This window comes from Luteimonas composti (assembly GCF_042678665.1).
In the GTDB taxonomy this organism is placed as follows: domain Bacteria; phylum Pseudomonadota; class Gammaproteobacteria; order Xanthomonadales; family Xanthomonadaceae; genus Luteimonas; species Luteimonas composti.
Genome location: NZ_JBHTKU010000003.1, coordinates 442,328 through 463,637, shown reverse-complemented (window position 1 = coordinate 463,637; position 21,310 = coordinate 442,328). Strand labels below are relative to the sequence as shown.

General features: G+C 71.7%; 19 protein-coding genes. 6 read left to right on the top strand and 13 right to left on the bottom strand.

What is annotated here, in order from left to right:
* Positions 1-11 precede the first annotated feature (11 nt).
* Genes ACFQ2D_RS10870 through ACFQ2D_RS10860 form a run of 3 tightly spaced genes read left to right on the top strand, consistent with a single transcriptional unit; the run spans position 12 to position 2,072 of the window.
* Complete coding sequence (locus tag ACFQ2D_RS10870) at positions 12-449, top strand: rhodanese-like domain-containing protein (RefSeq protein ID WP_280941324.1); 438 nt, start codon at positions 12-14, stop codon at positions 447-449.
* 55 nt (positions 450-504) lie between these two features.
* Positions 505-1,032 carry a protein-export chaperone SecB gene (gene secB, locus ACFQ2D_RS10865; protein WP_280941325.1) on the top strand — a complete coding sequence of 176 codons (528 nt, stop codon included), beginning with the start codon at positions 505-507 and terminating at the stop codon, positions 1,030-1,032.
* Positions 1,032-2,072, top strand: coding sequence for an NAD(P)H-dependent glycerol-3-phosphate dehydrogenase (locus tag ACFQ2D_RS10860; RefSeq protein WP_280941532.1), 1,041 nt, complete (start codon positions 1,032-1,034; stop codon positions 2,070-2,072). The genes secB and ACFQ2D_RS10860 overlap by 1 nt, the downstream gene beginning before the upstream one ends.
* Positions 2,073-2,202: 130 nt before the next feature.
* On the opposite strand, the gene ACFQ2D_RS10855 is transcribed toward ACFQ2D_RS10860, so the two are convergent.
* From ACFQ2D_RS10855 to ACFQ2D_RS10840, 4 genes are all read right to left on the bottom strand, one after another.
* Positions 2,203-2,763: an outer membrane beta-barrel protein gene (locus ACFQ2D_RS10855; protein WP_280941326.1), complete on the bottom strand. Its 561-nt coding sequence runs from the start codon at positions 2,761-2,763 to the stop codon at positions 2,203-2,205.
* Between the two features lie 199 nt (positions 2,764-2,962).
* Positions 2,963-3,667: an AraC family transcriptional regulator gene (locus ACFQ2D_RS10850; protein ID WP_280941533.1), complete on the bottom strand. Its 705-nt coding sequence runs from the start codon at positions 3,665-3,667 to the stop codon at positions 2,963-2,965.
* 220 nt (positions 3,668-3,887) lie between these two features.
* The gene (locus ACFQ2D_RS10845; protein ID WP_280941327.1) at positions 3,888-4,352 is read right to left on the bottom strand and encodes a tRNA (cytidine(34)-2'-O)-methyltransferase; all 465 of its coding nucleotides are present in this window, start codon (positions 4,350-4,352) and stop codon (positions 3,888-3,890) included.
* 48 nt (positions 4,353-4,400) lie between these two features.
* The gene (locus ACFQ2D_RS10840) at positions 4,401-5,108 is read right to left on the bottom strand and encodes an SDR family oxidoreductase (protein ID WP_280941328.1); all 708 of its coding nucleotides are present in this window, start codon (positions 5,106-5,108) and stop codon (positions 4,401-4,403) included.
* Positions 5,109-5,219: 111 nt separating this feature from the next.
* Here ACFQ2D_RS10840 and ACFQ2D_RS10835 point away from each other — a divergent pair, with 111 nt between their 5' ends.
* The 3 genes from ACFQ2D_RS10835 to ACFQ2D_RS10825 all read left to right on the top strand — a co-directional run bounded on the left by ACFQ2D_RS10835 (position 5,220) and on the right by ACFQ2D_RS10825 (position 9,697).
* Positions 5,220-8,069, top strand: a complete 2,850-nt coding sequence (locus ACFQ2D_RS10835) for a M16 family metallopeptidase (RefSeq protein ID WP_280941329.1) — start codon at positions 5,220-5,222, stop codon at positions 8,067-8,069.
* A gap of 162 nt (positions 8,070-8,231) precedes the next feature.
* Positions 8,232-8,546 carry a DUF4156 domain-containing protein gene (locus tag ACFQ2D_RS10830; protein WP_280941330.1) on the top strand — a complete coding sequence of 105 codons (315 nt, stop codon included), beginning with the start codon at positions 8,232-8,234 and terminating at the stop codon, positions 8,544-8,546.
* Positions 8,547-8,680: 134 nt separating this feature from the next.
* Entirely contained in the window at positions 8,681-9,697 is a 1,017-nt protein-coding gene (locus ACFQ2D_RS10825) for a 3-oxoacyl-ACP synthase III (protein WP_280941331.1), read from the top strand.
* Between the two features lie 105 nt (positions 9,698-9,802).
* Here ACFQ2D_RS10825 and ACFQ2D_RS10820 read toward each other — a convergent pair whose 3' ends face one another.
* The 9 genes from ACFQ2D_RS10820 to ACFQ2D_RS10780 form a co-directional block, all read right to left on the bottom strand.
* Positions 9,803-10,534, bottom strand: a complete 732-nt coding sequence (locus tag ACFQ2D_RS10820; protein WP_280941332.1) for a UPF0149 family protein — start codon at positions 10,532-10,534, stop codon at positions 9,803-9,805.
* 71 nt (positions 10,535-10,605) lie between these two features.
* The gene (locus ACFQ2D_RS10815) at positions 10,606-11,343 is read right to left on the bottom strand and encodes an SDR family NAD(P)-dependent oxidoreductase (RefSeq protein ID WP_280941333.1); all 738 of its coding nucleotides are present in this window, start codon (positions 11,341-11,343) and stop codon (positions 10,606-10,608) included.
* 262 nt (positions 11,344-11,605) lie between these two features.
* Entirely contained in the window at positions 11,606-12,412 is an 807-nt protein-coding gene (cobA, locus tag ACFQ2D_RS10810) for a uroporphyrinogen-III C-methyltransferase (protein ID WP_280941334.1), read from the bottom strand.
* Between the two features lie 17 nt (positions 12,413-12,429).
* Positions 12,430-15,219 (bottom strand): nitrate reductase, encoded by a 2,790-nt coding sequence (locus ACFQ2D_RS10805; protein ID WP_280941335.1) that lies wholly within the window; start codon positions 15,217-15,219, stop codon positions 12,430-12,432.
* The gene (nirD, locus tag ACFQ2D_RS10800) at positions 15,219-15,587 is read right to left on the bottom strand and encodes a nitrite reductase small subunit NirD (RefSeq protein WP_280941336.1); all 369 of its coding nucleotides are present in this window, start codon (positions 15,585-15,587) and stop codon (positions 15,219-15,221) included. The genes ACFQ2D_RS10805 and nirD overlap by 1 nt, the downstream gene beginning before the upstream one ends.
* A gap of 2 nt (positions 15,588-15,589) precedes the next feature.
* Entirely contained in the window at positions 15,590-18,061 is a 2,472-nt protein-coding gene (gene nirB / locus ACFQ2D_RS10795; protein WP_280941337.1) for a nitrite reductase large subunit NirB, read from the bottom strand.
* A gap of 13 nt (positions 18,062-18,074) precedes the next feature.
* Complete coding sequence (locus ACFQ2D_RS10790) at positions 18,075-19,244, bottom strand: nitrate/nitrite transporter (protein WP_280941534.1); 1,170 nt, start codon at positions 19,242-19,244, stop codon at positions 18,075-18,077.
* 406 nt (positions 19,245-19,650) lie between these two features.
* Positions 19,651-20,709, bottom strand: a complete 1,059-nt coding sequence (locus ACFQ2D_RS10785) for a CmpA/NrtA family ABC transporter substrate-binding protein (RefSeq protein WP_280941338.1) — start codon at positions 20,707-20,709, stop codon at positions 19,651-19,653.
* Complete coding sequence (locus ACFQ2D_RS10780; RefSeq protein ID WP_280941339.1) at positions 20,706-21,281, bottom strand: ANTAR domain-containing response regulator; 576 nt, start codon at positions 21,279-21,281, stop codon at positions 20,706-20,708. Before ACFQ2D_RS10780 ends, ACFQ2D_RS10785 begins: the two co-directional genes overlap by 4 nt.
* Positions 21,282-21,310 lie beyond the last annotated feature (29 nt).

Genomic DNA, 21,310 nt, shown 5'->3' with positions numbered 1-21,310 from the left:
GCCGATCCGCCGTGGACTTCCAGGAACTGATGGCCTTCGCCGGCCGCAACCAGATGCTCGCGCTGGCCTTCGTGGGCCTGACCGCCGCGATCGTCGCGACCGAGATCGCGCGCCTGCTGCGCAGCTACAAGGTCGTCCGCCCGGCCGAGGTGACCGCCCTGGTCAACCGCGACAACGCCCTGGTCGTGGACCTGCGCGCGATCGCCGATTTCGAGAAGGGACACATCCCCGGCTCGAAGAACGTGCTGATGAGCCAGTTCGATCCCGAGAACAAGCGCCTGGCTTCGGCCAGGGCGCTGCCGGTGGTGCTGGTCTGCAAGACCGGCCAGAGCGCCGGCGAGGCCGCCAAGCGGCTGAAGAAGGCCGGTTTCGAGCGCGTGTTCGTGCTCGACGGCGGCATCGGCAGCTGGCAACAGGCCGACCTGCCGCTGGCCAAGGGCCGCGGCTGAACCCTCCAGGTGCGATAATCGCCCCTTTCCGCCCATTTACCGGAGCAGTAGCAGGATGTCCGACCAAGCCCTCAACGGTGGCGCCGAGCCCGCGCAGCAGGCCAACGGCCCGCAGTTCAGCGTCGAGAAGATCTACGTCAAGGACGTCTCGTTTGAGTCGCCCAAGGCTCCGTTCGTGTTCAACGAACAGACCCAGCCGCAGATCAACATGAACCTCAACCAGCGCGTGCAGCGGCTGGGCGAGAACGCGTTCGAGGTGGTGCTGGGCGTGACCCTGACCTGCACCGCCGGCGAAGGCGACGCCAATGCGGTGTACATGGTCGAAGTGCAGCAGGCGGGCGTGTTCGGCCTGGCCGGCTTCGAGCCCAACGTCACCGATGCCCTGCTCGGCACCCAGTGCCCGAACGTGCTGTATCCCTATGCGCGCCAGCTGATCGGCGACCTGATCCAGGCCGGCGGCTTCGCCCCGTTCCTGCTGCAGCCGATCAACTTCGACGCGCTGTACGCCGAGGGCCTGCGCCAGCGCCAGTCGCAACAGGCCGGCGGCGACCTAGCCAACAGCGAGACGGCGGGCAACGCTTGATCCAGCAACGCACGTCCCCCCGGGTCGCGGTCCTCGGGGCGGGCTCCTGGGGCACGGCGCTCGCATCGCTGATCGCCCGCCACGGCCATCCCACGATCTTGTGGGGCCGTGACGCGGCGGTCGCCGAGGCGATCGACCGGCGCCACGAAAATCCGCACTACCTGCCGGGCATCCCGCTGCCCGGGGCGCTGCGCGCCACCACCGACCTGGCCCTCGCCGTGCGCGATGCCGACCTGGTGCTGGTGGTGGTGCCGTCGCACGCGTTCACCGAAACCCTGCGCGCGCTGGCGCCGCTGCGCCCCGCGCACGGTGGCGTGGCCTGGGCGGCCAAGGGTTTCGAGCCCGGGTCCGGCCGGTTCCTGCACGAGGTCGCGGGCGAGCTGCTGGGCGAGGACGTGCCGCTGGCGGTGGTCACCGGCCCTTCGTTCGCCAAGGAGGTCACCCTCGGTCTGCCGACCGCGGTGACGGTGCAGGGCGACGATGCGGCCTTCGTGCAGCAGGTCGCCGACGTGCTGCACGGGCCGGAATTCCGCGCCTACACCGGCAGCGACATGCGCGGCGCGGAACTCGGCGGCGCGATGAAGAACGTGCTGGCGGTGGCGACCGGCGTGGCCGACGGCATGGAGCTGGGCCTCAATGCCCGCACCGGCCTGATCACCCGCGGCCTCAACGAGATGCTGCGGCTCAATGCCGCGATCGGCGGCCGCCCCGAGACGCTGATGGGCCTGGCCGGCCTCGGCGACCTGGTGCTGACCTGCACCGGCGACCTGTCGCGCAACCGTCGCCTGGGCCTGGCCCTGGGCCGCGGCCAGAGCGTGGCCGAGGCCGTGCGCGAGATCGGCCAGGTGGTCGAGTCGGTGCAGACCGCCGACGAGGTGATGCGCCTGGCCGAGCGTTACGGGCTGGAGCTTCCGATCTCCAGCAATGTGCGCGACGTCCTGCATGGCGACATCACGCCCGCCGAAGGCCTGGCCCGGCTGATGGCGCGCGAGCGCAAGCCCGAGTATCCCGACGCGCTGTTCGAGACCGGCGGGCGCTGAGCCCTGCAGGCCCAAGCCGGGCCGAAAAAAAGCCCGACCGTTTCCGGTCGGGCCACGTGCGACGTCGGGAGAGAGGGGAGGGCGACGTCGCTGTTGACTGGATGGGGGCGCAGGCGCCCGTTTCCAGCCCTTACCAGGTGAACCGCGGTCCGACGAACCAGGCCGTGTCGCCGTCGCTGAACTTCACGTCGCCGTTGAGGCCCCAGTTCTGGTTGAACTTCACGGTGGCGCCGAGGCGGCCGTAGAAGTCGCCGTCGACCTGGTCGCCGTCCTGGTAGCCGGCCAGCGCATAGCCTTCGAAATTGCGTGCCAGGGCGCCGCGCGCGCCGGCTTCGACGCTCCAGCCGTCGCTGTCGCCGAGGCTGCCGAAATCGACCTTCTCGTAGGCCACGCGGGTGAGCAGGTCGGCGCGCGGCGAGATCTCGTGGTGGTAGCCCAGGCCGACGCGCCACTGGTCGACGTCGAGGCTGCTGTTGTCGAACTCCTGGTTGGCGTAATCGCCGAACACGTGGAAGTTGGGGTGGAACGCGATCGAGGCGCGGGTGGCGAAGCCGTCGGCGTCGGGCAGGCCGTCGCTGAGGTTGGTGGCGGCGTAGCCGGCCTCGACGTAGTTGTAGGACACGCCGTCGGCGGCGGTGGCCGCGAACGGGAGCGCGGCGGCAAGGGTGGCGGCAAGCAGGGAGCGCTTCATCGGCTTGTTCTCGTGATTCGCATCGATCAGGAAAAAGGGCCGCCCCGGTGGGAGGGGAGGGAGCAACCGTCGGGGAAAACGGTTCCAGCCGGGGCGGCACGCGGATTCTGGGCAGCGGCCCGCAACCATGGCTGAATACTGAACCCAATGGTTCAGGAAACCTTACGCTTGGACCATGCACGCGCGCAGGGCGCACCGCTCAGGCGCGCGACATCGCCCGATAGTCGCGCGGTGGCATGCCGACGGTGCACTTGAACTGGCGCGCGAAGGCGCTCTGGTCGGAAAACCCGCAGGCCTGGCCGATCTCGGCGATGCTGGCCCCGGTGTGGAGCATGCGCATCGCGGTTTCGATGCGCAGCTTGGTCAGCATCTGCTGCGGGGTGATCTGGAACACGCGCTTGAACAGGCGCTCGAGCTGCGACACCGAGACGTCGGCGATGGTCGCCAGGGTCTGCACCCTCAGCGGCTCGTGGAAGTGTGCCTGCATGTGCGCCACCGCCTGCTGCAGGCGGGCATAGGACGAATGCAGGCTGTCGGGCTGGCCGAGGTCGCGGGAGATGCCGACCAGGCCGACGATCCGCCCGTCCCGGCGCAGCGGCTGCTTGAAGGTCAGGCACCAGCCCGGCCTGCGGTTGGGATAGAGCTGCAGCTCCAGCAGGTTCTCGATCACCTCGCCGTCCACCACCCGCTGGTCCTGGGCGATGTAGGTCGCCGACAGGCTGGGCGGATACAGCTCCAGCACGCTCCTGCCGATGATGTCCTCGCGCCGGCGCTGGCCCAGCCGCTGGATCAGGGTCTGGTTGACGTGCACGTAGCGGCACTGCGTGTCCTTGACGAAGAACACCACGTCCGGCAGCGGATCGAACAGGCTCTGAAGCTGCGCGGGCGGCAGGATGGCGTCGATGGGGGCATCTCCATGTACACGCAGCAGCCGGCGCGGGCCCGCGATCCGCCGTGCGCGGAGATTATGCACGTTTCCGCGCCGGGCAGCGGTGCAGGCGTCGATGCGGAGCGAGGCGTTCCCGCTGCCTTCTGCGGAGCGGACCGGCAACCCGCCCGTGTTCGGAGCGACCCGGTCTATGCGGATTGCAGCGCGCTGCCGTGCGCAGGGCCGGCCGCGGCCATCAGCTCCCGCCCTCGAACCCCGACTGCCGCCAGGCCTCGAACGCCACCACCGCCACGGCGTTGGACAGGTTGAGGCTGCGGTTGCCCGGGCGCATCGGCAGGCGCAGGCGCTGGCCGTCCGGGATGCGCGCCAGCACCTCGTCGGGCAGGCCGCGCGTCTCGGGGCCGAACAGGAAGGCGTCGCCGGGGCGGTACCGCGGCTGGTCATAGCGCTGGCTGTTGCGCGTGCTCAGCGCGAACAGCCGCGGCGGCGCGATCGCCGCCAGCGCCGCGTCCAGCGAGTCGTGCACCTGCAGGCTCGCGTATTCGTGGTAGTCCAGCCCGGCCCGGCGCAGGTTGCGGTCCTCGAGGTCGAAGCCCAGCGGGCGGATCAGGTGCAGGCGCGCGCCGGTGTTGGCGCACAGCCGGATGACGTTGCCGGTGTTGGGCGGGATCTCGGGCTGGTACAGCAGCAGGTCGAACACGGGCGACGGCGTGGGCGGGCTGGCGGTATTGTCGCCCAGCCGGCGGCCTCACCAGGGCAGGGGGCGGCCGCGCCAGTCGAGGAAGCGGCCGCTGTCGTCCGGCGCCAGGCCCGCGATCGCGCGCAGCAGCCCCGCCGCCGACTCCGCCGGCGCCAGGCTCGCGCCTTCGCCGCCCATGTCGGTGCGCACCCAGCCCGGATGCAGCGCGACCACCACGATCCCGCGCTCGCGCAGGGCATGGGCCAGCAGCGCGGTCGCCATGTTCTGGGCGGCCTTGCTCATGTTGTAGCTGGGCGTGCCGAACCGGCTGGTGGCGCCGATCGAGCCCAGTTCCGATGACAGGTTGGCCACGCGCGCGCCCCCGGCCAGCAGCGGCGCCAGCGCCTGCACCAGCAGCAGCGGGCCGGCGGCGTTGGTGCGGAAGCTGTCCTCGAGGTTGGCCAGGCCCAGCCGGCCGAAGCGCTCGCCCGAATGCAGCACGCCGGCGTTGTTGACCAGCAGGTCGAGGCGGCCGTCCTCGCCCAGCACCAAGGGCAGTTCGCGGGCCAGTTCGTCCTGCGACTTCGGCGTGGCCACGTCCAGCGGCAGCACGTGCAGGCGTCCGGGGTGCTCGCCGGCCAGGGTGTTGAGCGCGGTGGCGCGGCCGGGGTGGCGACAGGTGGCGACCACGTGGCTCCCGGCAGCCAGCAGCTGGCGGACGAATTCGAGCCCGAGGCCGCGGTTGGCGCCGGTCACCAGGGCATGGCGGAAGGACATGGGCCCAGTTTGCCCCGGCGCGGGTTCAGGCGGCGTGGTGGGACTTCCGGCCCGGGAGGCCCCCGGAGCCCGCGGATAAGATGGAGGGTCACCCGGACCAAGAGCCATCGCATGCCGCCGAAGACCCAGAACCGCCAGCCCGCGCGTCGCGCCCTGCTGTCCGCCGCCCTCGGGCTGGCGCTCGGCACCGGACTGGTCGCGCTGCCCGCCGCGGCGGCCGTCGACGCGCCGGCCGTCGACATCGCCTACGACGGCTTCACCCTGCCCAACGGCCTGCGCGTGGTGGTGCACACCGACCGCAAGGCCCCGATCGTGGCGGTCAACATCTGGTACCACGTGGGCAGCAAGGACGAGCCGGCCGGGCGCAGCGGCTTCGCCCACCTGTTCGAACACCTGATGTTCCAGGCCAGCGAACACCACCCCGGCGAGTTCTTCGACCCCTTCCGCGCGGTCGGCGCCACCGACCAGAACGGCACCACCAACACCGACCGCACCAACTACTTCCAGAACGTGCCGACGACCGCGCTGGACATGGCGCTGTGGATGGAGTCGGACCGCATGGGCCACCTGCTCGGCGCGATCGACCAGGCCGCGCTCGACGAGCAGCGCGGCGTGGTGCAGAACGAGAAGCGCCAGCGCGAGAACCAGCCCTACGGCCAGGTCTGGGAAAGGATGACGCGCGCGCTGTACCGGCCGGGCCATCCGTACGCGCACAGCGTGATCGGCTCGATGAACGACCTCAACGCCGCCTCGCTGGACGACGTGAAGCAGTGGTTCCACGCCTGGTACGGCCCCAACAACGCGGTGCTGGTGCTGGCCGGCGACATCGACGTGGCCACGGCGAAGGAAAAGGTCGCGAAATACTTCGGCCACATCCCCGCCGGGCCGACCATGGCGCAGCCCGGGGTCGACGTCGCCAGGCGCGCGCAGTCCACCCGCGAGGTGATGCAGGACAAGGTGCCGCAGCCGCGCATCTACCGCGTCTGGAACGTGCCCGAGGCAGGCAACGTCGAACTCGACCAGCTGCAGGTGCTGGGCTACGTGCTGGGCGGGGCGAAGTCCTCGCGCCTTGACACCCGCCTGCTGCACGGCGAGAAGCTGGTCGACAACATCAGCGCGATGGCGGGCCCGTCGCAGCTGGGCTCGAACTTCTACATCGTCGCCACGGTGAAGCAGGGCGTGGACCCGGCGCGCGTGGAGGCGATCATCGACGAGGAGATCGCCCGGCTGGTGGCCGAGGGACCGACCGCGGACGAGCTCGAGCGGGCGCGCACCATGATCCGCGCCGGCTTCATCCGCGGCGTGGAGCGCATCGGCGGCTTTGGCGGCAAGGCCGACGTGCTGGCCGAGTGCACCGTGTTCGAAGGCGATCCGGGCTGCTTCCGCACCCAGCTGGCCAATTACGCGGCCACCACCGCGGACGACATCCGCGCGGTCGGCCGCAAGTGGCTCGGCGAGGGCAGCCATACCATCGTGGTCGAGCCCGGCGAGCGCACCGCGCTGGCCGAAGAGCCGGCGGTGACCCCGGCGCCGTTCGACCTGCCCAAGCCCGATCCCCGCTACCGCGCCGCCGCGCCGGCGGTGGACCGCAGCCAGGGCGTGCCGCGCACCACCGAGTTTCCCGAACTCAAGTTCCCGGCGCTGCAGCGCGCCACGCTGGGCAACGGCACCCAAGTGGTGCTGGCCGAGCGCCACGACATCCCGGTGGTGCAGCTGAGCTACGAATTCCACGGCGGCTACAGCAGCGATCCGGCCGGCAAGGAAGGCCTGGCCGACTTCGCCATGGACCTGCTCGACGAGGGCGCGGCCGGCATCGGCTCGCTCGACTTCGCCAACCGGGCCGAGAGCCTGGGCGCGAGCCTCGGCGCCGGCGCCGCGCAGGACGGCGGCAATGCCTTCCTGTCGGCGCTGAAGGAAAACCTCGACGAGTCGCTGGGGCTGTTCGCCGACATGCTGCGCCGGCCGAACTTCGACCAGGGCGAGATCGACCGCGTCCGCGCCACCTGGATCGCCGGCATCGCGCAGCAGAAGGCGCAGCCGGCCGGTGCGGCGATGCGCGTGCTCCCGGCGCTGCTCTACGGCGCCGATCACCCCTACGGCGCCCCCGGCAGCGGCACCGAGGCGTCCATCGCCGCGCTCGGCCGCGACGACCTGCTGGCCTTCCACCAGCGCTGGGTGCGGCCGGAGAACGCCACCGTCATCGTGGTCGGCGACACCACGCTGGCCGAGATCGTGCCGCTGCTCGAGCGCCACTTCGGCGACTGGCGCGGCGAAGGTCCGGCGCCGGCCCCGGTCGCGGTGCCCGAGGTCGCGCTGCCGCAGGCGCCGCGCGTGTACCTGATCGACCAGCCGGGCGCAGTGCAGGCCAACATCTTCGCCGCGCAGCTGGTGCCGGGCAGCCGCGACCCCGGCGCGGTGCGCGTCGAGCTGGCCAACGGCGTGATCGGCGGCGACTTCACCGCGCGCCTGAACATGAACCTGCGCGAGGACAAGCACTGGTCCTACGGCGCCCGCAGTTCCGTGGGTGGCGCGCTGGGCCAGCGCCGCTGGATGGTCTCGGCACCGGTGCAGATCGACCGTACCGCCGATGCCATGGCCGAGATCCAGCGCGAGGTCGGCGAGTTCGCCACTGGCCAGCGGCCGCCGGACGAGGCCGAGGTCGAGCGGGTCAAGGCGATCCAGACCCTCAGCCTGCCCGGCGCCTACGAGACGGCGTGGTCGGTGATGGGCGCGATCGGCGGAATCGTGCGCTTCGGTCGCCCGGACGACTACGTCGTGCGGCGCAAGGCCGAGGTCGAGGCGGCCACCGCCGCGCAGCTGGCCGAGGCCGCGAAGACCATCCGGCCCGGGGCGCTGACCTGGGTGGTGGTCGGCGACCTGGCCCAGACCGAGGCGCCGGTGCGCGCGCTGGAGCTGGGCACCGTGCAGGTGATCGACGCGGACGGCAAGCCGGTCGAATGACCCGGCGCGCGGCGCCCCCCCGGGGGGGCGCCGGCCTGCGGGACGCCGGCGCCGGCGAGATGAACGGACGCGCTACCGGTGCCGGTGCGCCCCTCCCGCTGCAGCCCGTGGCCGCCACAATGGCCGCGGTTCCGTCCCGACGACCTCCACGAGGAAGCCCCGATGCGCCTGTCTTTGACCGTCCCGCTGGCCCTGACCCTGGCCCTGTCCGGCTGCACCTGGGTGCACATGGCGCCCGGCGCCAGCGCGGTGCGGGTCGCCAGCGCCGAGCCGCAGGGCTGCGAGAAGCGCGGCGAGGTGGAAGTCTCGGTGAAGCATTCGATCGCCTTCATCGAGCGCAACCCGATCAAGGTGCGCGACGAGCTGGAGACCCTCGCCCGCAACGAGGCACCCGGCCTGCAGGCCGACACCATCCACCCGCTCGACGACCCCAGCGGCGGCCACCAGCGCTTCGCGGCCTGGCGCTGCGGGCGCTGAGGCACGGTCGGCGGGCGCCGCCGAAACCCGGCCGCGCGTCCCGGTTCGGCCCGGCCATTCAGCCAGTTCCATGATTCGGGGTCCCGAAGGCGGTAACCTATACGGCTCCGTATCCGTTACCGGCTGCCCAGCCCATGCTCTTCCAACACGTCGCCATTGCCGGCCTGGCCCACATCGACGCGCCGCGCCGCCTGTCTTCGGCGGAGATCAATGACCGGCTGAAGCCGACCCTGGAACGGCTCGGCATCCGCATCGACGTGCTGGGCGACGTGGCCGGCATCCACGCGCGCTACCTGTGGGAAGAAGACGTCCAGGCCTCCGACGTGGCGACCCTCGCCGGCGTGAAGGCGCTGGCCGACGCCGGCATCGACCCGGACAAGGTCGGCCTGCTGGTCAACACCTCGGTGAGCCGCGACTACCTCGAGCCGTCCACCGCCTCGATCGTCTCGGGCAACCTCGGCCTGCCCGACACCTGCCAGAACTTCGACGTGGCCAACGCCTGCCTGGCCTTCATCAACGGCATGGACATCGCCAGCCGGATGATCGAGCGCGGCGAGATCGACTACGCCCTGATCGTCGACGGCGAAACCGCCAACCTGGCCTACGAGAAGACCCTCGAGCGCCTGACCCGCGAAGACGCCACCGAGGAGCAGTTCCGCAACGAGCTGGCCACGCTGACGCTCGGCTCCGGCGCCGCCGCCATGGTGCTGGCGCGCGCCGAACTCGCCCCGGGCGCGCCGCGCTACAAGGGTGGCGTGACCCGCGCCGCGACCGAGTGGAACAAGCTCTGCCGCGGCAACCTCGACGGCATGATCACCGACACCCGCATGCTGCTGATCGAGGGCATCAAGCTGGCGCAGAAGACCTTCGGCGCGGCCAAGCAGGCGCTGGGCTGGGTGGCCGAGGAGATGGACCAGTTCGTGATCCACCAGGTCAGCAAGGTGCACACCGCGGCCTTCACCAAGGCCATCGGCATCGACCCGAAGAAGGTGCTGACCATCTTCGGCGAGCACGGCAACATCGGTCCGGCCTCGGTGCCGATCGTGCTGTCCAAGCTGCGCGAAGCCGGCCGGCTGAAGAAGGGCGACCGCGTGGCCCTGCTCGGGATCGGCTCGGGCCTGAACTGCTCGATGGCCGAAGTGGTGTGGTGATTCCCGCCGTCGGCGGTTGACGCAAGGGCCGGCCTGTCCGGCCCTTGTCGTGTCCGGACAACGCGCTGCGCCGCGCGCAGCCGCGTGCTCAGCCCGCGCCGCCCCTCAATGCGTCCCGCAGCACTTCTTGTGCTTCCTGCCGCTGCCGCAGGGGCAGGGGTCGTTGCGGCCGGGCTCGTCCTCGCGGCGGATCGGGGTGCGCGGGGTGAGCGCGTCGATGCGGTGGTGGTGGAGGTCGGCCAGCATGCCCGGCAGCGACAGGACGACCGCGAGGCGCTCGCGGTAACCGACGGGCGTGGGGGTTGCGGTCGGGTCGTCGCCGTTGATGGCCTCGCCGCTGGCGAGCCGGTCGAGGTGGTCGAAGATCTCTTCCATCCAGTCGTTCTCGTCCAGCCAGCGATCCCACTCGGCCTCGCGCAGCGCCACGCCCTCGAAGAAGCCCAGCGCCCAGTCGTGGCCGACGTCGAGCTCGTCCTCGTGCAGCGCCTCCTCGCCGGAGAGTTCGGGGTCCTCGGGCAGCCACATCAGTGGCGCCAGGTGGTCTGGCAGGTCGTCCTCGCCGTGGCGGACGCGTGCGGAGCACATGTTCCAGTGGCCCATCAGCAGGCGCTCGACTTCGGCGGCCTCCTCCGGGCTGTCCCAGCGCGGTGGCTTGCCGCCCCAGACCAGCGGCTGCCATTCGCCGGCCGGAACCGTCGACGGCGACACCACCAGCGCGGACAGGAAGCCGTCCAGCGCCTCCAGGTTGAAACCCTTGAACGGCACCGCGCGCTGCTCCAGCAGCTCGGCCAGGCGTTCGATCTGGGCGTCGTCGAGGTAGGGCGGGGGCGTGGACATGGCGGCGGCGTTCGGCGGCGGGGCGTGCATGGTAGTCCCTGCCGGGCGCCCTGGCCCGCGCAGCGGCCGCGTCAGAGCACCCAGCCGCCGTCGACGGTCAGTTCGGCGCCGGTGACGAATCCGGCATCGGCGCCGACGAGCCAGGCCACCGCGGCGGCGATCTCGTCCGGCTGGCCGATGCGCTTGAGCGGCGTGGCCTCGATGCCGGCCCGGTTGGCCTCGGCGCTGTTCTTCCCGATCATCGGAGTCTCGATGAAGCCCGGATGCACCGAGTTGACGCGGATGCGGTCGGGCGCGAACTCGACCGCCGCGGTCTTGGTCATGCCGCGTACCGCCCACTTGGTGCCCACGTAGGCGGCCGCACCCGGGAAGCCCAGCAGGCCGGCGATCGAGCTGATGTTGACGATGCAGCCGCCGCCGGCCTCGCGCATCGGCGCCTGCGCATGGCGCATGCCCAGGAAGGTGCCGAGCTGGTTGACCCGGATCTGGCGCTCGACGCCGGCCAGGTCGGCCTCGGCGATGCTGCCGGGTTCGTAGATGCCGGCGTTGTTGACCAGGATGTGCAGGCCGCCGAACGCCTCGCGTGTCGCGGCGACGGTGGCATGCCAGGCGGCGTCGGAGGCCACGTCGTGCTCGAAGAACGCAGCGCGTTCGCCCAGGCTGGCGGCGAGCGCGCGTCCCTCGTCCACCAGGACGTCGGTGATGGCCACGCTGGCGCCATCGGCGTGCAGCCGGCGCACGATCGCCGCGCCGATGCCGCGCGCGCCGCCGGTGACCAGGGCCGTCCGGCCTGCGAGGTTCGTTGTCATCGGGGTCTTCCGCGGGGAATGGATCGCCACCGTCGCACTGGCACGCAACGCGTGCATTGATCGGCATCAAACCGCGCCCATGCGTGGCGCGTCGGCTGCGTACCGCGGATTCCGCGGTCCCGCGTCACGGTCTTCCGGACGTGTGCGTCGCGAGGGTCCGCGCCATCCGGCCGGAAGCGGGCAGTGGCGCGCGCGGGCGGATGCCGGCCATGCGATGCCGTGTCCGTCCCTGCGGATCCGTCCGGGCCGGGCGGCAGGCCCGTCAGGAGCACGCCAGCGCGTGCGGCAGGGGTGCGACCGCGGCCTCCGGGGCGTCCGGCGCCTGGACCCGTGCCAGTGCCAGTGCACGTCCCACCAGGATCACGCCGGGCGCCCCGTGGCGCGGCCCGGCGGCGGCGGCGAGCTGTGCCAGCGTCGTCAGTACGCGGGTTTCGCCGGCCTGGCTGGCGGCCTGCACGATGGCCGCGGGGGTGTCCGCGGGCAGGTGCCGCTGCAGCGCGTGGGCCAGCCCATCGATGCGGCGCATGCCCATGTAGATCGCCAGCGTGGTGCCGGTGGCGCAGAGCGCGGCCCAGTCCGGCTCGCCATGGTCGGCGGTATGGGCGGTGACGAAGGTGACGCCGTGGCAGTGATCGCGATGGGTGAGCGAGACGCCCAGTGCGGCGGCGGCGGCGAAGGCGGCACTGACGCCGTTGACGATGCGCACCGGGACCCCGGCCGCGCGCAGGAAGGCGATCTCCTCGCCGGCGCGGCCGAACATCAGCGCATCGCCGCCCTTCACCCGGACCACGCGCTGGCCCTGCAGTGCGCAGCGGCGCATCAGCCGGCAGATGAAGTCCTGCGGCGTGGAACGGCAGCCGCCGCGCTTGCCCACGCGCACCACGCGCGCCCGCGGCGCGAGCTCGACGATGGCCGGGTCGACCAGTTCGTCGAGCAGCAGTACCTCGGCCGCCGCCAGCGCGCGCACGGCCTTGAGCGTGAGCAGTTCGAGATCGCCGGGGCCGGCCGAGAGCAGCACGACCTCCTGCGGGATGCGGCGTGGCGGCTGCGGAGTCGTGGTCGCGGGCATGGCTGGCCTCCGGGATCTCAGGCGATGGCGGGCCGGCGCGCGAGCCGCACCAGCTGTGGAATGCAGGAGCCGCAGACGCTGCCGCAGCCGAGGACGTCCTGGAGCCGGGCCACGTCGGCGCCCCTGCCGATCTCGGCGCGGATCGCCGATTCGGTGACCTGGCGGCAGCTGCAGACGACGGGGTCGCGCGGAGCCGCGGCCAGGGTCGAGAAGGCCGCCAGCCGTGGCCCCTGCCACGACCGGCCGGACAGCGCCGCCTGCAGCACGGCGTCGCCGCCGGGGGCGGGCCCGCTCCACAGCAGGCCGTCGATGCGGCTGTCGTCGCCCGCGCCGCGCCAGGCCACGCGCCTGAGCAGACCCCGGCGCGCGTCGCGGTACTCGAGCGTGTCGGGCCCGGATGCCAGCATCAGTGCCTGGTCGAGGACCGCCATCCACTCCGGCGACATCGGCGCGGGCGCGGCGGCGCGGAGCACGATCCACGCCGCCGCGCTTTCGCCTGCGCTGTCGTCGGCGGCCGCATGGCGCGCGGCCACGGGATGCAGCGACAGCCCGGCGTAGCCGCACTCGCGCAGCAGCGGCTGCAGGGCCTCGCGTATGGCGAGGACGTCGCCGCGACGCGCGGCCAGCAGGTGCCAGCCGAACGCGGCCTTCTCCACCCGCACCGCCGCGTGCTTGAGCTCGGGCTGGCGCGAGCGCGCGTCCACCGCCGGCAGGCTGACCTCGTTGACGCCGCCGCTGGACAGATACTGGCCGCTCCAGTGCATGGCAGCGAAGACCGTGCCCGACGCCACCTCGTCCGACAGTTCCAGCGGCAGCACCAGTTCGCCGCGCTTGCTGGCGATCCGCACCAGCTCGCCGGCGACGAGTGCGCGGCGGGCGGCATCTTCCGGATGCATGCGCAGCGCGGGATCCGGGCTGTGCGCGAACAGCGCCGGCACGCGCCCGCTGCGCGACATGCCGTGCCACTGGTCGCGCAGGCGGCCGGTGATCATGCGCAGCGGGAAACGCGCCGAGGTCTGCTCCACGACCGGGCGGTATGGGGTGGGATGGAAGCGCGCACGCCCGTCGGCGGTGGCGAATGCGCCGTCCACGTAGCGCCGCGCCTGCGCGCCTGCGGCGTCGGCGGGGAACGGCCACTGCTGCGGCCCCTCGCGTTCGAGCACCGCGTAGTCCAGGCCGCCGATGTCGAGGTCGCGGCCCACGGTGAGCGCGCGGTGCTCGTCGAACAGGCGCTCCGGCGTGTCGGCCTCGAACAGCGGCGCCGCGCCCGGGGATGCCAGCCTCGCTTCCAGCCGCCGCGCGACCTCGCGCGCGATCCACCAGTCCGGTTTCGCCTGTCCGGGCGCCGCCACCGCCGCGCGCACGCGCGAGATGCGGCGCTCGGAGTTGGTCACCGTGCCGTCCTTCTCGCCCCACGTGCTCGCCGGCAGCAGCGCGTCGGCGTAGGGCACGGTGTCGGTGCCGGCGTAGCATTCCTGCACGATGACGTACTCGGCGCGCTGCAGCGCCTCGCGCACGCGGCCGATGTCGGGCATCGAATGCGCGGGATTGGTGCAGGCGATCCAGACCGCCTTGACCTTGTCGCTGTGCAGCGCGTCGAACAGTTCCACCGCGGCCAGGCCCGGTTTCGCCGGCAGCGTGCCCGGCGCCAGCGACCACAGCGCTTCGACCTCGGCGCGGTGCGCGGGATCCTCGAGCTCGCGATGCGCGGCCAGCATCGTCGCCATGCCGCCGACCTCGCGCCCGCCCATGGCGTTGGGCTGGCCGGTGAGCGAGAACGGTCCCGCGCCCGGGCGCCCGAGCTGGCGCGTGGCCAGGTGCAGCTGGATCAGGGCCAGGTTCTTGTCGGTGCCGTGCGCGGACTGGTTCAGGCCCATGCAGTACAGCGACAGCGCCGCGGGGCTGCGGCCGAACCATTCGGCCGCGGTCACCAGGTCCTGGACCTCGATGCCGCAGAGTTCGGCCGACATGCGTGGCGTGTACTCGCGCAGCAGCTGCTTGAGCTCGCCGAAGCCGCTCGTATGCGCGGCAATGAAGTCCTGGTCCAGCAGCCCTTCCCAGACCAGGTGGTGGAGCATGCCGTTGAACAGCGCGACGTCGGTGCCCGGCTGGATCGCCAGGTGCAGGTCGGCCATGGCGGCGGTATCGGTGCGGCGTGGATCGGCCACGATCCAGCGCACCTGCGGGTCGCGCGCCCTGGCCTCTTCCAGCCGGCGGAACAGCACCGGATGCGCGTAGGCAGCATTGCTGCCGGCGAACAGCACGGTCTTCGCGTGCTCCAGGTCCTCGTAGCAGGTGGGTGGACCGTCGGCGCCGAAGGCGAGCTTGTAGCCCGCGACCGCGCTCGACATGCACAGGCGCGAATTGGTGTCGATGTTGGCGGTGCCGAGCAGGCCCTTGGCCAGCTTGTTGAAAACGTAGTAGTCCTCGGTCAGCAGCTGCCCGGACAGATAGAAGGCCACCGCGTCCGGCCCGTGGCGCTCCACGATGCGCGCCAGGCGCTCGGCCACGGTGTCCAGCGCCAGGCCCCAGTCCACGGGGCGACGTGCCTCGCCGCGGGTGGCGCGCAGCTCCGGCTGCAGGATCCGCCCCTGCAGGCTGCGTGCGCTTTCGGCGAGGGTCCGGCCCTTGCTGCACAGGCGCCCGAAGTTGGCCGGGTGCGCCGGATCGCCTTCGACGCCGGTGATGATCTCGCGCCCATCCGCGTCGCTGCGGCTGTGCACCAGCACGCCGCAGCCCACGCCGCAGTAGCAGCAGGTCGAGCGCGTGGTGCGCGCCTGCGGCTGCAGGGCGTGGCCGCCGTCCATCAGGCGGCCACGCCCGCGTCGACGTCGGTCGCGGCGGTGACTTCCGGGGCGAGCGACAGCCAGACCTCGCCCCCGCGCAGTTCCACCGCGTGGCGCCGGGCGCAGCCCACGTCCGGCGCGCAGGCCTGGCCGCTGTCGAGCGCGATGTTCCAGCCGTGCAGCGGGCAGGTCACGGTATCGCCGGCGACGATCCCCTGCGACAGCGGCCCGCCCCTGTGCGGGCAGCGGTCGGTGAGCGCGAACACGCGGTCGACGGCCGGACGGAACAGAGCGATGTCACCGCCGCCGGGACGGCGCAGCACGCGCGCGCCGAGCACGGGGATCTCGTCGATCGCGCAGACGTGGACCCAGGGAGGTGCGGTTTCCATGCTCAGTCCTCCAGGGCGACGGCGATGGGTCGCGGGCTCGCGTCGCCGGCCAGCGTCAGCGGTGCGTACTCGCGTGGCTTCGCGCCGGCGATGCGTGCGGCCCAGGGATCGGGCAGGCCCTCGAGCGCGAACAGCAGCCGCTCGTACAGCGCGCGGCGGCTGCCGGCGTCCTCGACCACCTTGCGCTTGATGTAGTCCAGGCCGACGCGCTCGATGTAGTGCACGGTGCGGTCGAGGTAATAGGCCTCCTCGCGGTACAGCTGCAGGAAGGCGCCGGTGTACTCCTTCACCTCGTCCGCGGTCCTGACCTTGCACAGGAAGCGCGCCACCTCGGTGCGGATGCCGCCGTTGCCGCCGACATGGATCTCCCAGCCCGAATCGACCGCGATGATGCCCACGTCCTTGATCCCGGACTCGGCGCAGTTGCGCGGACAGCCGGAGACGGCCAGCTTCACCTTGTGCGGGCTCCACATGTTGGCCAGCATGGTTTCCAGGTCGATGCCCATCTGCGTGCTGTTCTGGGTGCCGAAGCGGCAGAACTCGCTGCCCACGCAGGTCTTCACCGTGCGGATCGACTTGCCGTAGGCATGGCCGGACTTCATGCCGAGGTCGCGCCACACGTCCACCAGGTCTTCCTTCTTCACCCCGAGCAGGTCGATGCGCTGGCCGCCGGTGACCTTCACCATCGGCACCGCGTACTTGTCGGCGACGTCGGCGATGCGGCGCAGCTCGGAGGCGTTGGTCACGCCGCCCTTCATCTGCGGAATCACCGAGAAGGTGCCGTCCTTCTGGATGTTGGCGTGGGCGCGCTCGTTGATGAAACGACTCTGCGGGTCGTCGACCGCCTCGCGCGGCCAGGTCGAGAGCATGTAGTAGTTGATCGCCGGCCGGCAGGTGGCGCAGCCGTTGGGCGTGCGCCACTCCATGAAAGCATAGGCCTGGGCATGGCTGACCAGGTGGTGCTCGCGGATGGCCTGGCGCACCTCGCCATGGGTGCGGTCGGTGCAGCCGCATACCGCCTTGGTCTTGGGCGTCTCCTGGAAGTTGGAGCCGAGGCAGTTCATCAGGATCTGCTCGACCAGGCCGGTGCACGAGCCGCAGGAACTGGCCGCCTTGGTGTGCTTCTTCACCTCGTCCACGGTGAACAGGCCCTGCTCGCGCACCGCCTTGACGATCGTGCCCTTGCACACGCCGTTGCAGCCGCAGACTTCGTCGGCGTCGCCCATGCTCGCGGCGCGGTCCTGGCCGCCCGTGCCCGCATCGCCCAGCGCGGTCTCGCCGAAGGCCAGGGTGTCGCGGCGGTCGCCGATCGCCACGCCGTCCTTGATCTGCTTGAAGTACCAGGCGCCATCGCCGGTGTCGCCGTAGAGGCAGGCGCCCACCAGTTTGTCGTCGCGGATGACGAGCTTCTTGTACAGGCCCCCGGCCGGATCGCTGAGCACGATCTCCTCGGTGCCGTCGCCACCCATGAACTCGCCGGCCGAGAACAGGTCGATGCCGGTGACCTTGAGCTTGGTCGAGACCGCCGAACCCTTGTAGATGCCGATGCCGTAGGTGGCCAGGTGGTTGGCGCAGACCTTGGCCTGCTCGAACAGCGGCGCCACCAGGCCGTAGGCGATGCCGCGGTGCGCGGCGCACTCGCCGACCGCATAGACGCGCGGGTCGAAGGTCTGCAGCGAATCGTTGACCACGATGCCGCGGTTGCAGTGGATGCCGGCCTCCTGCGCCAGCGCGGTATTGGGGCGGATGCCGGCGGCCATCACCACCAGGTCCGCCGGGACTTCGCTGCCGTCGGAGAAGCGCACGCCGACGACTTCGCCGGCATCGTTGCCCAGCAACTCGCTGGTCGAGGTGTTGAGCCGGAACGTCAGCCCGCGCTCGACCAGGGATTTTTCCAGCAGCGCGCCGGCCACCGGATCGAGCTGGCGTTCGAGCAGCCAGCCGGCCAAGTGCACCACGGTGACGTCCATGCCGCGCAGCATCAGCCCGTTGGCCGCTTCCAGTCCGAGCAGGCCGCCGCCGATCACCACCGCATGGCGCTTGACCTTCGCCGCGTCGATCATCGCCTGCGTGTCGTGGATGTCGCGGTAGCCGATCACCCCCTTCAGGTCCTTGCCCGGGATCGGCAGGATGAAGGGCAGCGAGCCGGTGGCCAGCAGCAGGCGGTCGTAGGACGCCTCGGTGCCGTCGGCGGCGATGACGCGGCGATGCACCCGGTCGATGCGCGTCACCTGCTTGCCCAGGTGCAGGCGGATGCCGTTGTCCGCGTACCAGGACAGCGGATTGAGCACGATGTCGTCGAAGTCCTGCTCGCCGGCCAGCACCGGCGAGAGCAGGATGCGGTTGTAGTTGGGATGCGGCTCGGCGCCGAACACGGTGATGTCGTACATCCCGGGCACCAGCTTGAGCAGCTCTTCCAGCGTGCGGACGCCGGCCATGCCGTTGCCGACCACCACCAGGCGGGGTTGTTTCATCGTCGTCTCCGGGTCAGATGCGCGCGGCGCCGAGCGCCAGCCACTGGCTGCGCCACTGCTGCTTGACGCTCCACAGCAGCGTCCAGGCCGCGAGGCTGATCGCCACGAACAGCCACAGGCCGGGCGCATAGCTGCCGGACTGCTGTTTGACCACGCCCAGGCCCGCGGCAAGCAGGAAGCCGCCGACGCCGCCCGCCATGCCGATCAGCCCCGTCATCAGCCCGATGTCGCGGCCAAAGCGCTGCGGCACCAGCTGGAACACCGCGCCGTTGCCGGCGCCCAGGCACAGCAGGGTGAGCACGAACAGCGCGACCACGCCCACCGCGCCGCCCAGGCCCAGCGCCGCGCCGGCCACCAGGCCCGCGACCGAGAGATAGACCGCGAGCAGGGTGCGGGTGCCGCCGATGCGGTCGGCGATCACGCCGCCGACCGGACGCATCACCGAACCGGCCAGCACGCAGGCGGCGGTGGCCCAGCCGGCGAGCCTGGGTTCGAAGCCGAACTGGTCGTGGAAGTAGCCCGGCAGCGCGCTGGCGAAACCGGCGAAGCCGCCGAAGGTGATGGCGTAGAAGCACATGAACCACCACGAGTCGCGGTTGCCCACCAGCACCTGCGCGTAGTCGCGCAGTCGCTTGCGCGCCACCGGCACCGGCGCGTCCTTGGCGCACAGCGCGAATACCACCAGCACCGCGACCAGCGGGATGCAGGCCAGCCCGAACACGTTGCGGAAGCCGAGCGCGGCCGCCAGCGCCGGCGCGAACAGCGCGGCCAGCACCGTGCCTGAATTGCCGGCGCCGGCGATGCCCATCGCCGTGCCCTGGTGCTCGGGCGGATACCAGCGCGAGGCCAGCGGCAGCGCCACCGCGAACGAGGCGCCGGCCACGCCGAGTGCCAGGCCGAGCAGCAGCACCTGGCCGAAGCTGTGCACGCCCAGCCGCCACGCGACCAGCAGGGCGCCGATCACCAGCGCCTGGGCGAGCAGCCCGGTGCGCTTGGCGCCGATGCGGTCGGCGAGCAGGCCCAGGAACAGCCGCAGCACCGCGCCGCACAGGATCGGCACCGCCACCATCAGCGCGCGCTGCTGGGTGTCAAGCAGCAGGGCGTCCGCGATCTGCACCTGCATCGGACCGAGCAGGTACCAGACCATGAAGCTCAGGTCGAAGTAGAGGAAAGCCGACAGCAGGGTGGGCGTATGGCCGGCCTGCCAGAACGATCGGTTCATCCGTACACGCTCCTTGGAGGAGGGCCGTCGCCGGTGGCGCGGCCGGGGAGGGGAGGGCGAAACGAAAAACGGCGTCCTCCGGTGTGGGCCGGAGAGACGCCGTTGTCGGCGACCGGGCTGCCGTCGTTGGCGGTCGGTCGGGAAGGGAGGCCGGGCGCGCCATTGCGTCCGACGTTTATTGCATCGCAACACGCGTGCCAGCGTGTCGGCATCCGTCCCCTGGCCGAAGAATTGCCGGAGGATCAAGCGGTTGTCGCGGATTGGCCCGAAGGCGACCGTCTCCGGAAACGCCTGCACCCGCCGTTTTGCACCAATTTGGGGATATTAATGCACAGAAATGGTGCTGCGCGTGGCGCGGGAAGTCGCCCTACTCCCAGCGCATCCCGTCGAACAGGATGCTGGTCCGGCTATCCCCGCGCGGCAGCGGCACCCCGGCCTGCAGGGCGGCCAGCCGGTAGCCGTCGATGCGGTGGACCTCGGCCAGCAGGGCGTCGTCCTCGGCCGCGTCCGGAGACAGCCAGCCCCAGCGGCGGAACTGGTGCAGGAACCAGCGCCCGTCCGACAGCCACGGGAAGTTGACCGCGCCATCGCCATGGAAGCGCAGGCCGCTGCCGCCGGCCAGCAGGCATTCGGCCAGGTGCCCGGGCGGCAGGTCGATCATGCCCTCGGCCAGCCAGTACGCGGCCTGGACCCGGTGTTGTGGGTCCTCGTCGAGCCAGCGGCAGGCCTCCAGCACCGCGGCCGCCAGCGCGGTGGCCACCTCCGGCTCGAGCGCGGCGAAGCTGCGGCGGCAGGCCAGCACCTTTTCCGGATGCCCGGGCCAGATCCGGTCGCTGCGGATCACCCGCACGCCGGCGCCGGTGGCCTCGGCCTGGGCGGCCCAGGGCTCGCCGGCGCAGTAGCCGTCGATCTCGCCGCGGGCCAGCGCCGCGGGCATGTCCGACGGCGACAGGGTCAGCGCCCGGGCCTGGTGCAGCGGATCGATACCCTGCGCGGCCAGCCAGTAGTACAGCCACATGGCGTGGGTGCCGGTGGGGAAGGTCTGCGCCAGCCGCGGCGCGCGCGCGTCCACCTGCAGCGCCTCGCGCAGCGGCGCGCCGTCGGCCAGCGCCTGCGCCGGGCCCGGCGCCAGCACGATCGCCTGGCCGTTCTGGTTGAGCACCATCAGCACCGCCATCTGCCCGCGCGGGCCGCCGATGCCGGTCTCGATGCCGTAGACCATGCCGGCCAGCGCGTGCGCGGCATCCAGCTCGCCCGACAGCAGCTTGTCGCGCACCGCCGCCCACGAGCCCTGGCGCAGCAGTTCCAGCTGCAGGCCATGGCGACGGTCGAGCCCCAGCCGGACCGCGGCCACCAGCGGCGCGCAGTCCACCAGCGGCATGTAGCCCACGCGCAGCGTGCGCGGCGTGGCGTGGGGGCGGCTCATCCGATCAGGTCCGCCATGGCCACGATGCGCCGCGCCAGCTCGGCCAGCTTCAGGTTCTGCCGCATCGCCTGCTGGCGCAGGGCGGCGTAGGCCTCGCGTTCGCTCATGCCGCGCTTCTCCATCAGAAGGCCCTTGGCCTGTTCGATCGTCTTGCGGTCCTGCAGCTGCTGCTGCACGCCTTCGAGCTGCTGGCGCAGCTGCGCTTCCTGCTCGAACCGGGCCAGCGCCAGCTGCACGATCGGGCGCAGCCGCGAGGGCGCCAGGCCATCGACCACGTAGGCGGCCACGCCGGCGCCGACCGCCGCGCGGATCAGCTGCTCGTCGTCATTGGCCGAGAACATCACCACCGGCCTGGGCGCGTGCCGGTGCAGCATCGCCAGCTGTTCGAGCGTGTCGCGCGAGGGCGAGTCGACGTCGAGGATCACCACGTCGGGACGATGCGTCTCCACCGCACGCAGCAGCGCGGCGGCGCCCTCGATTCCGTCCAGCACCTCGTGCCCGGCCTCGACCAGGGCCGCGCGCAGCTCACCGATCGGCTTGGCGGTGTCGTTGATCAGCAGGATGCGCGGCATGCGCGTCTCGACAGCTGGCGGGGAGGGAG

Coding starts and splice junctions, on each gene's coding strand:
- secB (WP_280941325.1), top strand. CDS start 505: ATGTCCGACCAAGCCCTCAACGGTGGCGCCGAGCCCGCGCAGCAGGCC.
- ACFQ2D_RS10855 (WP_280941326.1), bottom strand. CDS start 2,763: ATGAAGCGCTCCCTGCTTGCCGCCACCCTTGCCGCCGCGCTCCCGTTC.
- ACFQ2D_RS10840 (WP_280941328.1), bottom strand. CDS start 5,108: ATGTCCTTCCGCCATGCCCTGGTGACCGGCGCCAACCGCGGCCTCGGG.
- ACFQ2D_RS10835 (WP_280941329.1), top strand. CDS start 5,220: ATGCCGCCGAAGACCCAGAACCGCCAGCCCGCGCGTCGCGCCCTGCTG.
- ACFQ2D_RS10830 (WP_280941330.1), top strand. CDS start 8,232: ATGCGCCTGTCTTTGACCGTCCCGCTGGCCCTGACCCTGGCCCTGTCC.
- ACFQ2D_RS10825 (WP_280941331.1), top strand. CDS start 8,681: ATGCTCTTCCAACACGTCGCCATTGCCGGCCTGGCCCACATCGACGCG.
- ACFQ2D_RS10820 (WP_280941332.1), bottom strand. CDS start 10,534: ATGTCCACGCCCCCGCCCTACCTCGACGACGCCCAGATCGAACGCCTG.
- ACFQ2D_RS10815 (WP_280941333.1), bottom strand. CDS start 11,343: ATGACAACGAACCTCGCAGGCCGGACGGCCCTGGTCACCGGCGGCGCG.
- cobA (WP_280941334.1), bottom strand. CDS start 12,412: ATGCCCGCGACCACGACTCCGCAGCCGCCACGCCGCATCCCGCAGGAG.
- ACFQ2D_RS10805 (WP_280941335.1), bottom strand. CDS start 15,219: ATGGACGGCGGCCACGCCCTGCAGCCGCAGGCGCGCACCACGCGCTCG.
- nirD (WP_280941336.1), bottom strand. CDS start 15,587: ATGGAAACCGCACCTCCCTGGGTCCACGTCTGCGCGATCGACGAGATC.
- nirB (WP_280941337.1), bottom strand. CDS start 18,061: ATGAAACAACCCCGCCTGGTGGTGGTCGGCAACGGCATGGCCGGCGTC.
- ACFQ2D_RS10785 (WP_280941338.1), bottom strand. CDS start 20,709: ATGAGCCGCCCCCACGCCACGCCGCGCACGCTGCGCGTGGGCTACATG.
- ACFQ2D_RS10780 (WP_280941339.1), bottom strand. CDS start 21,281: ATGCCGCGCATCCTGCTGATCAACGACACCGCCAAGCCGATCGGTGAG.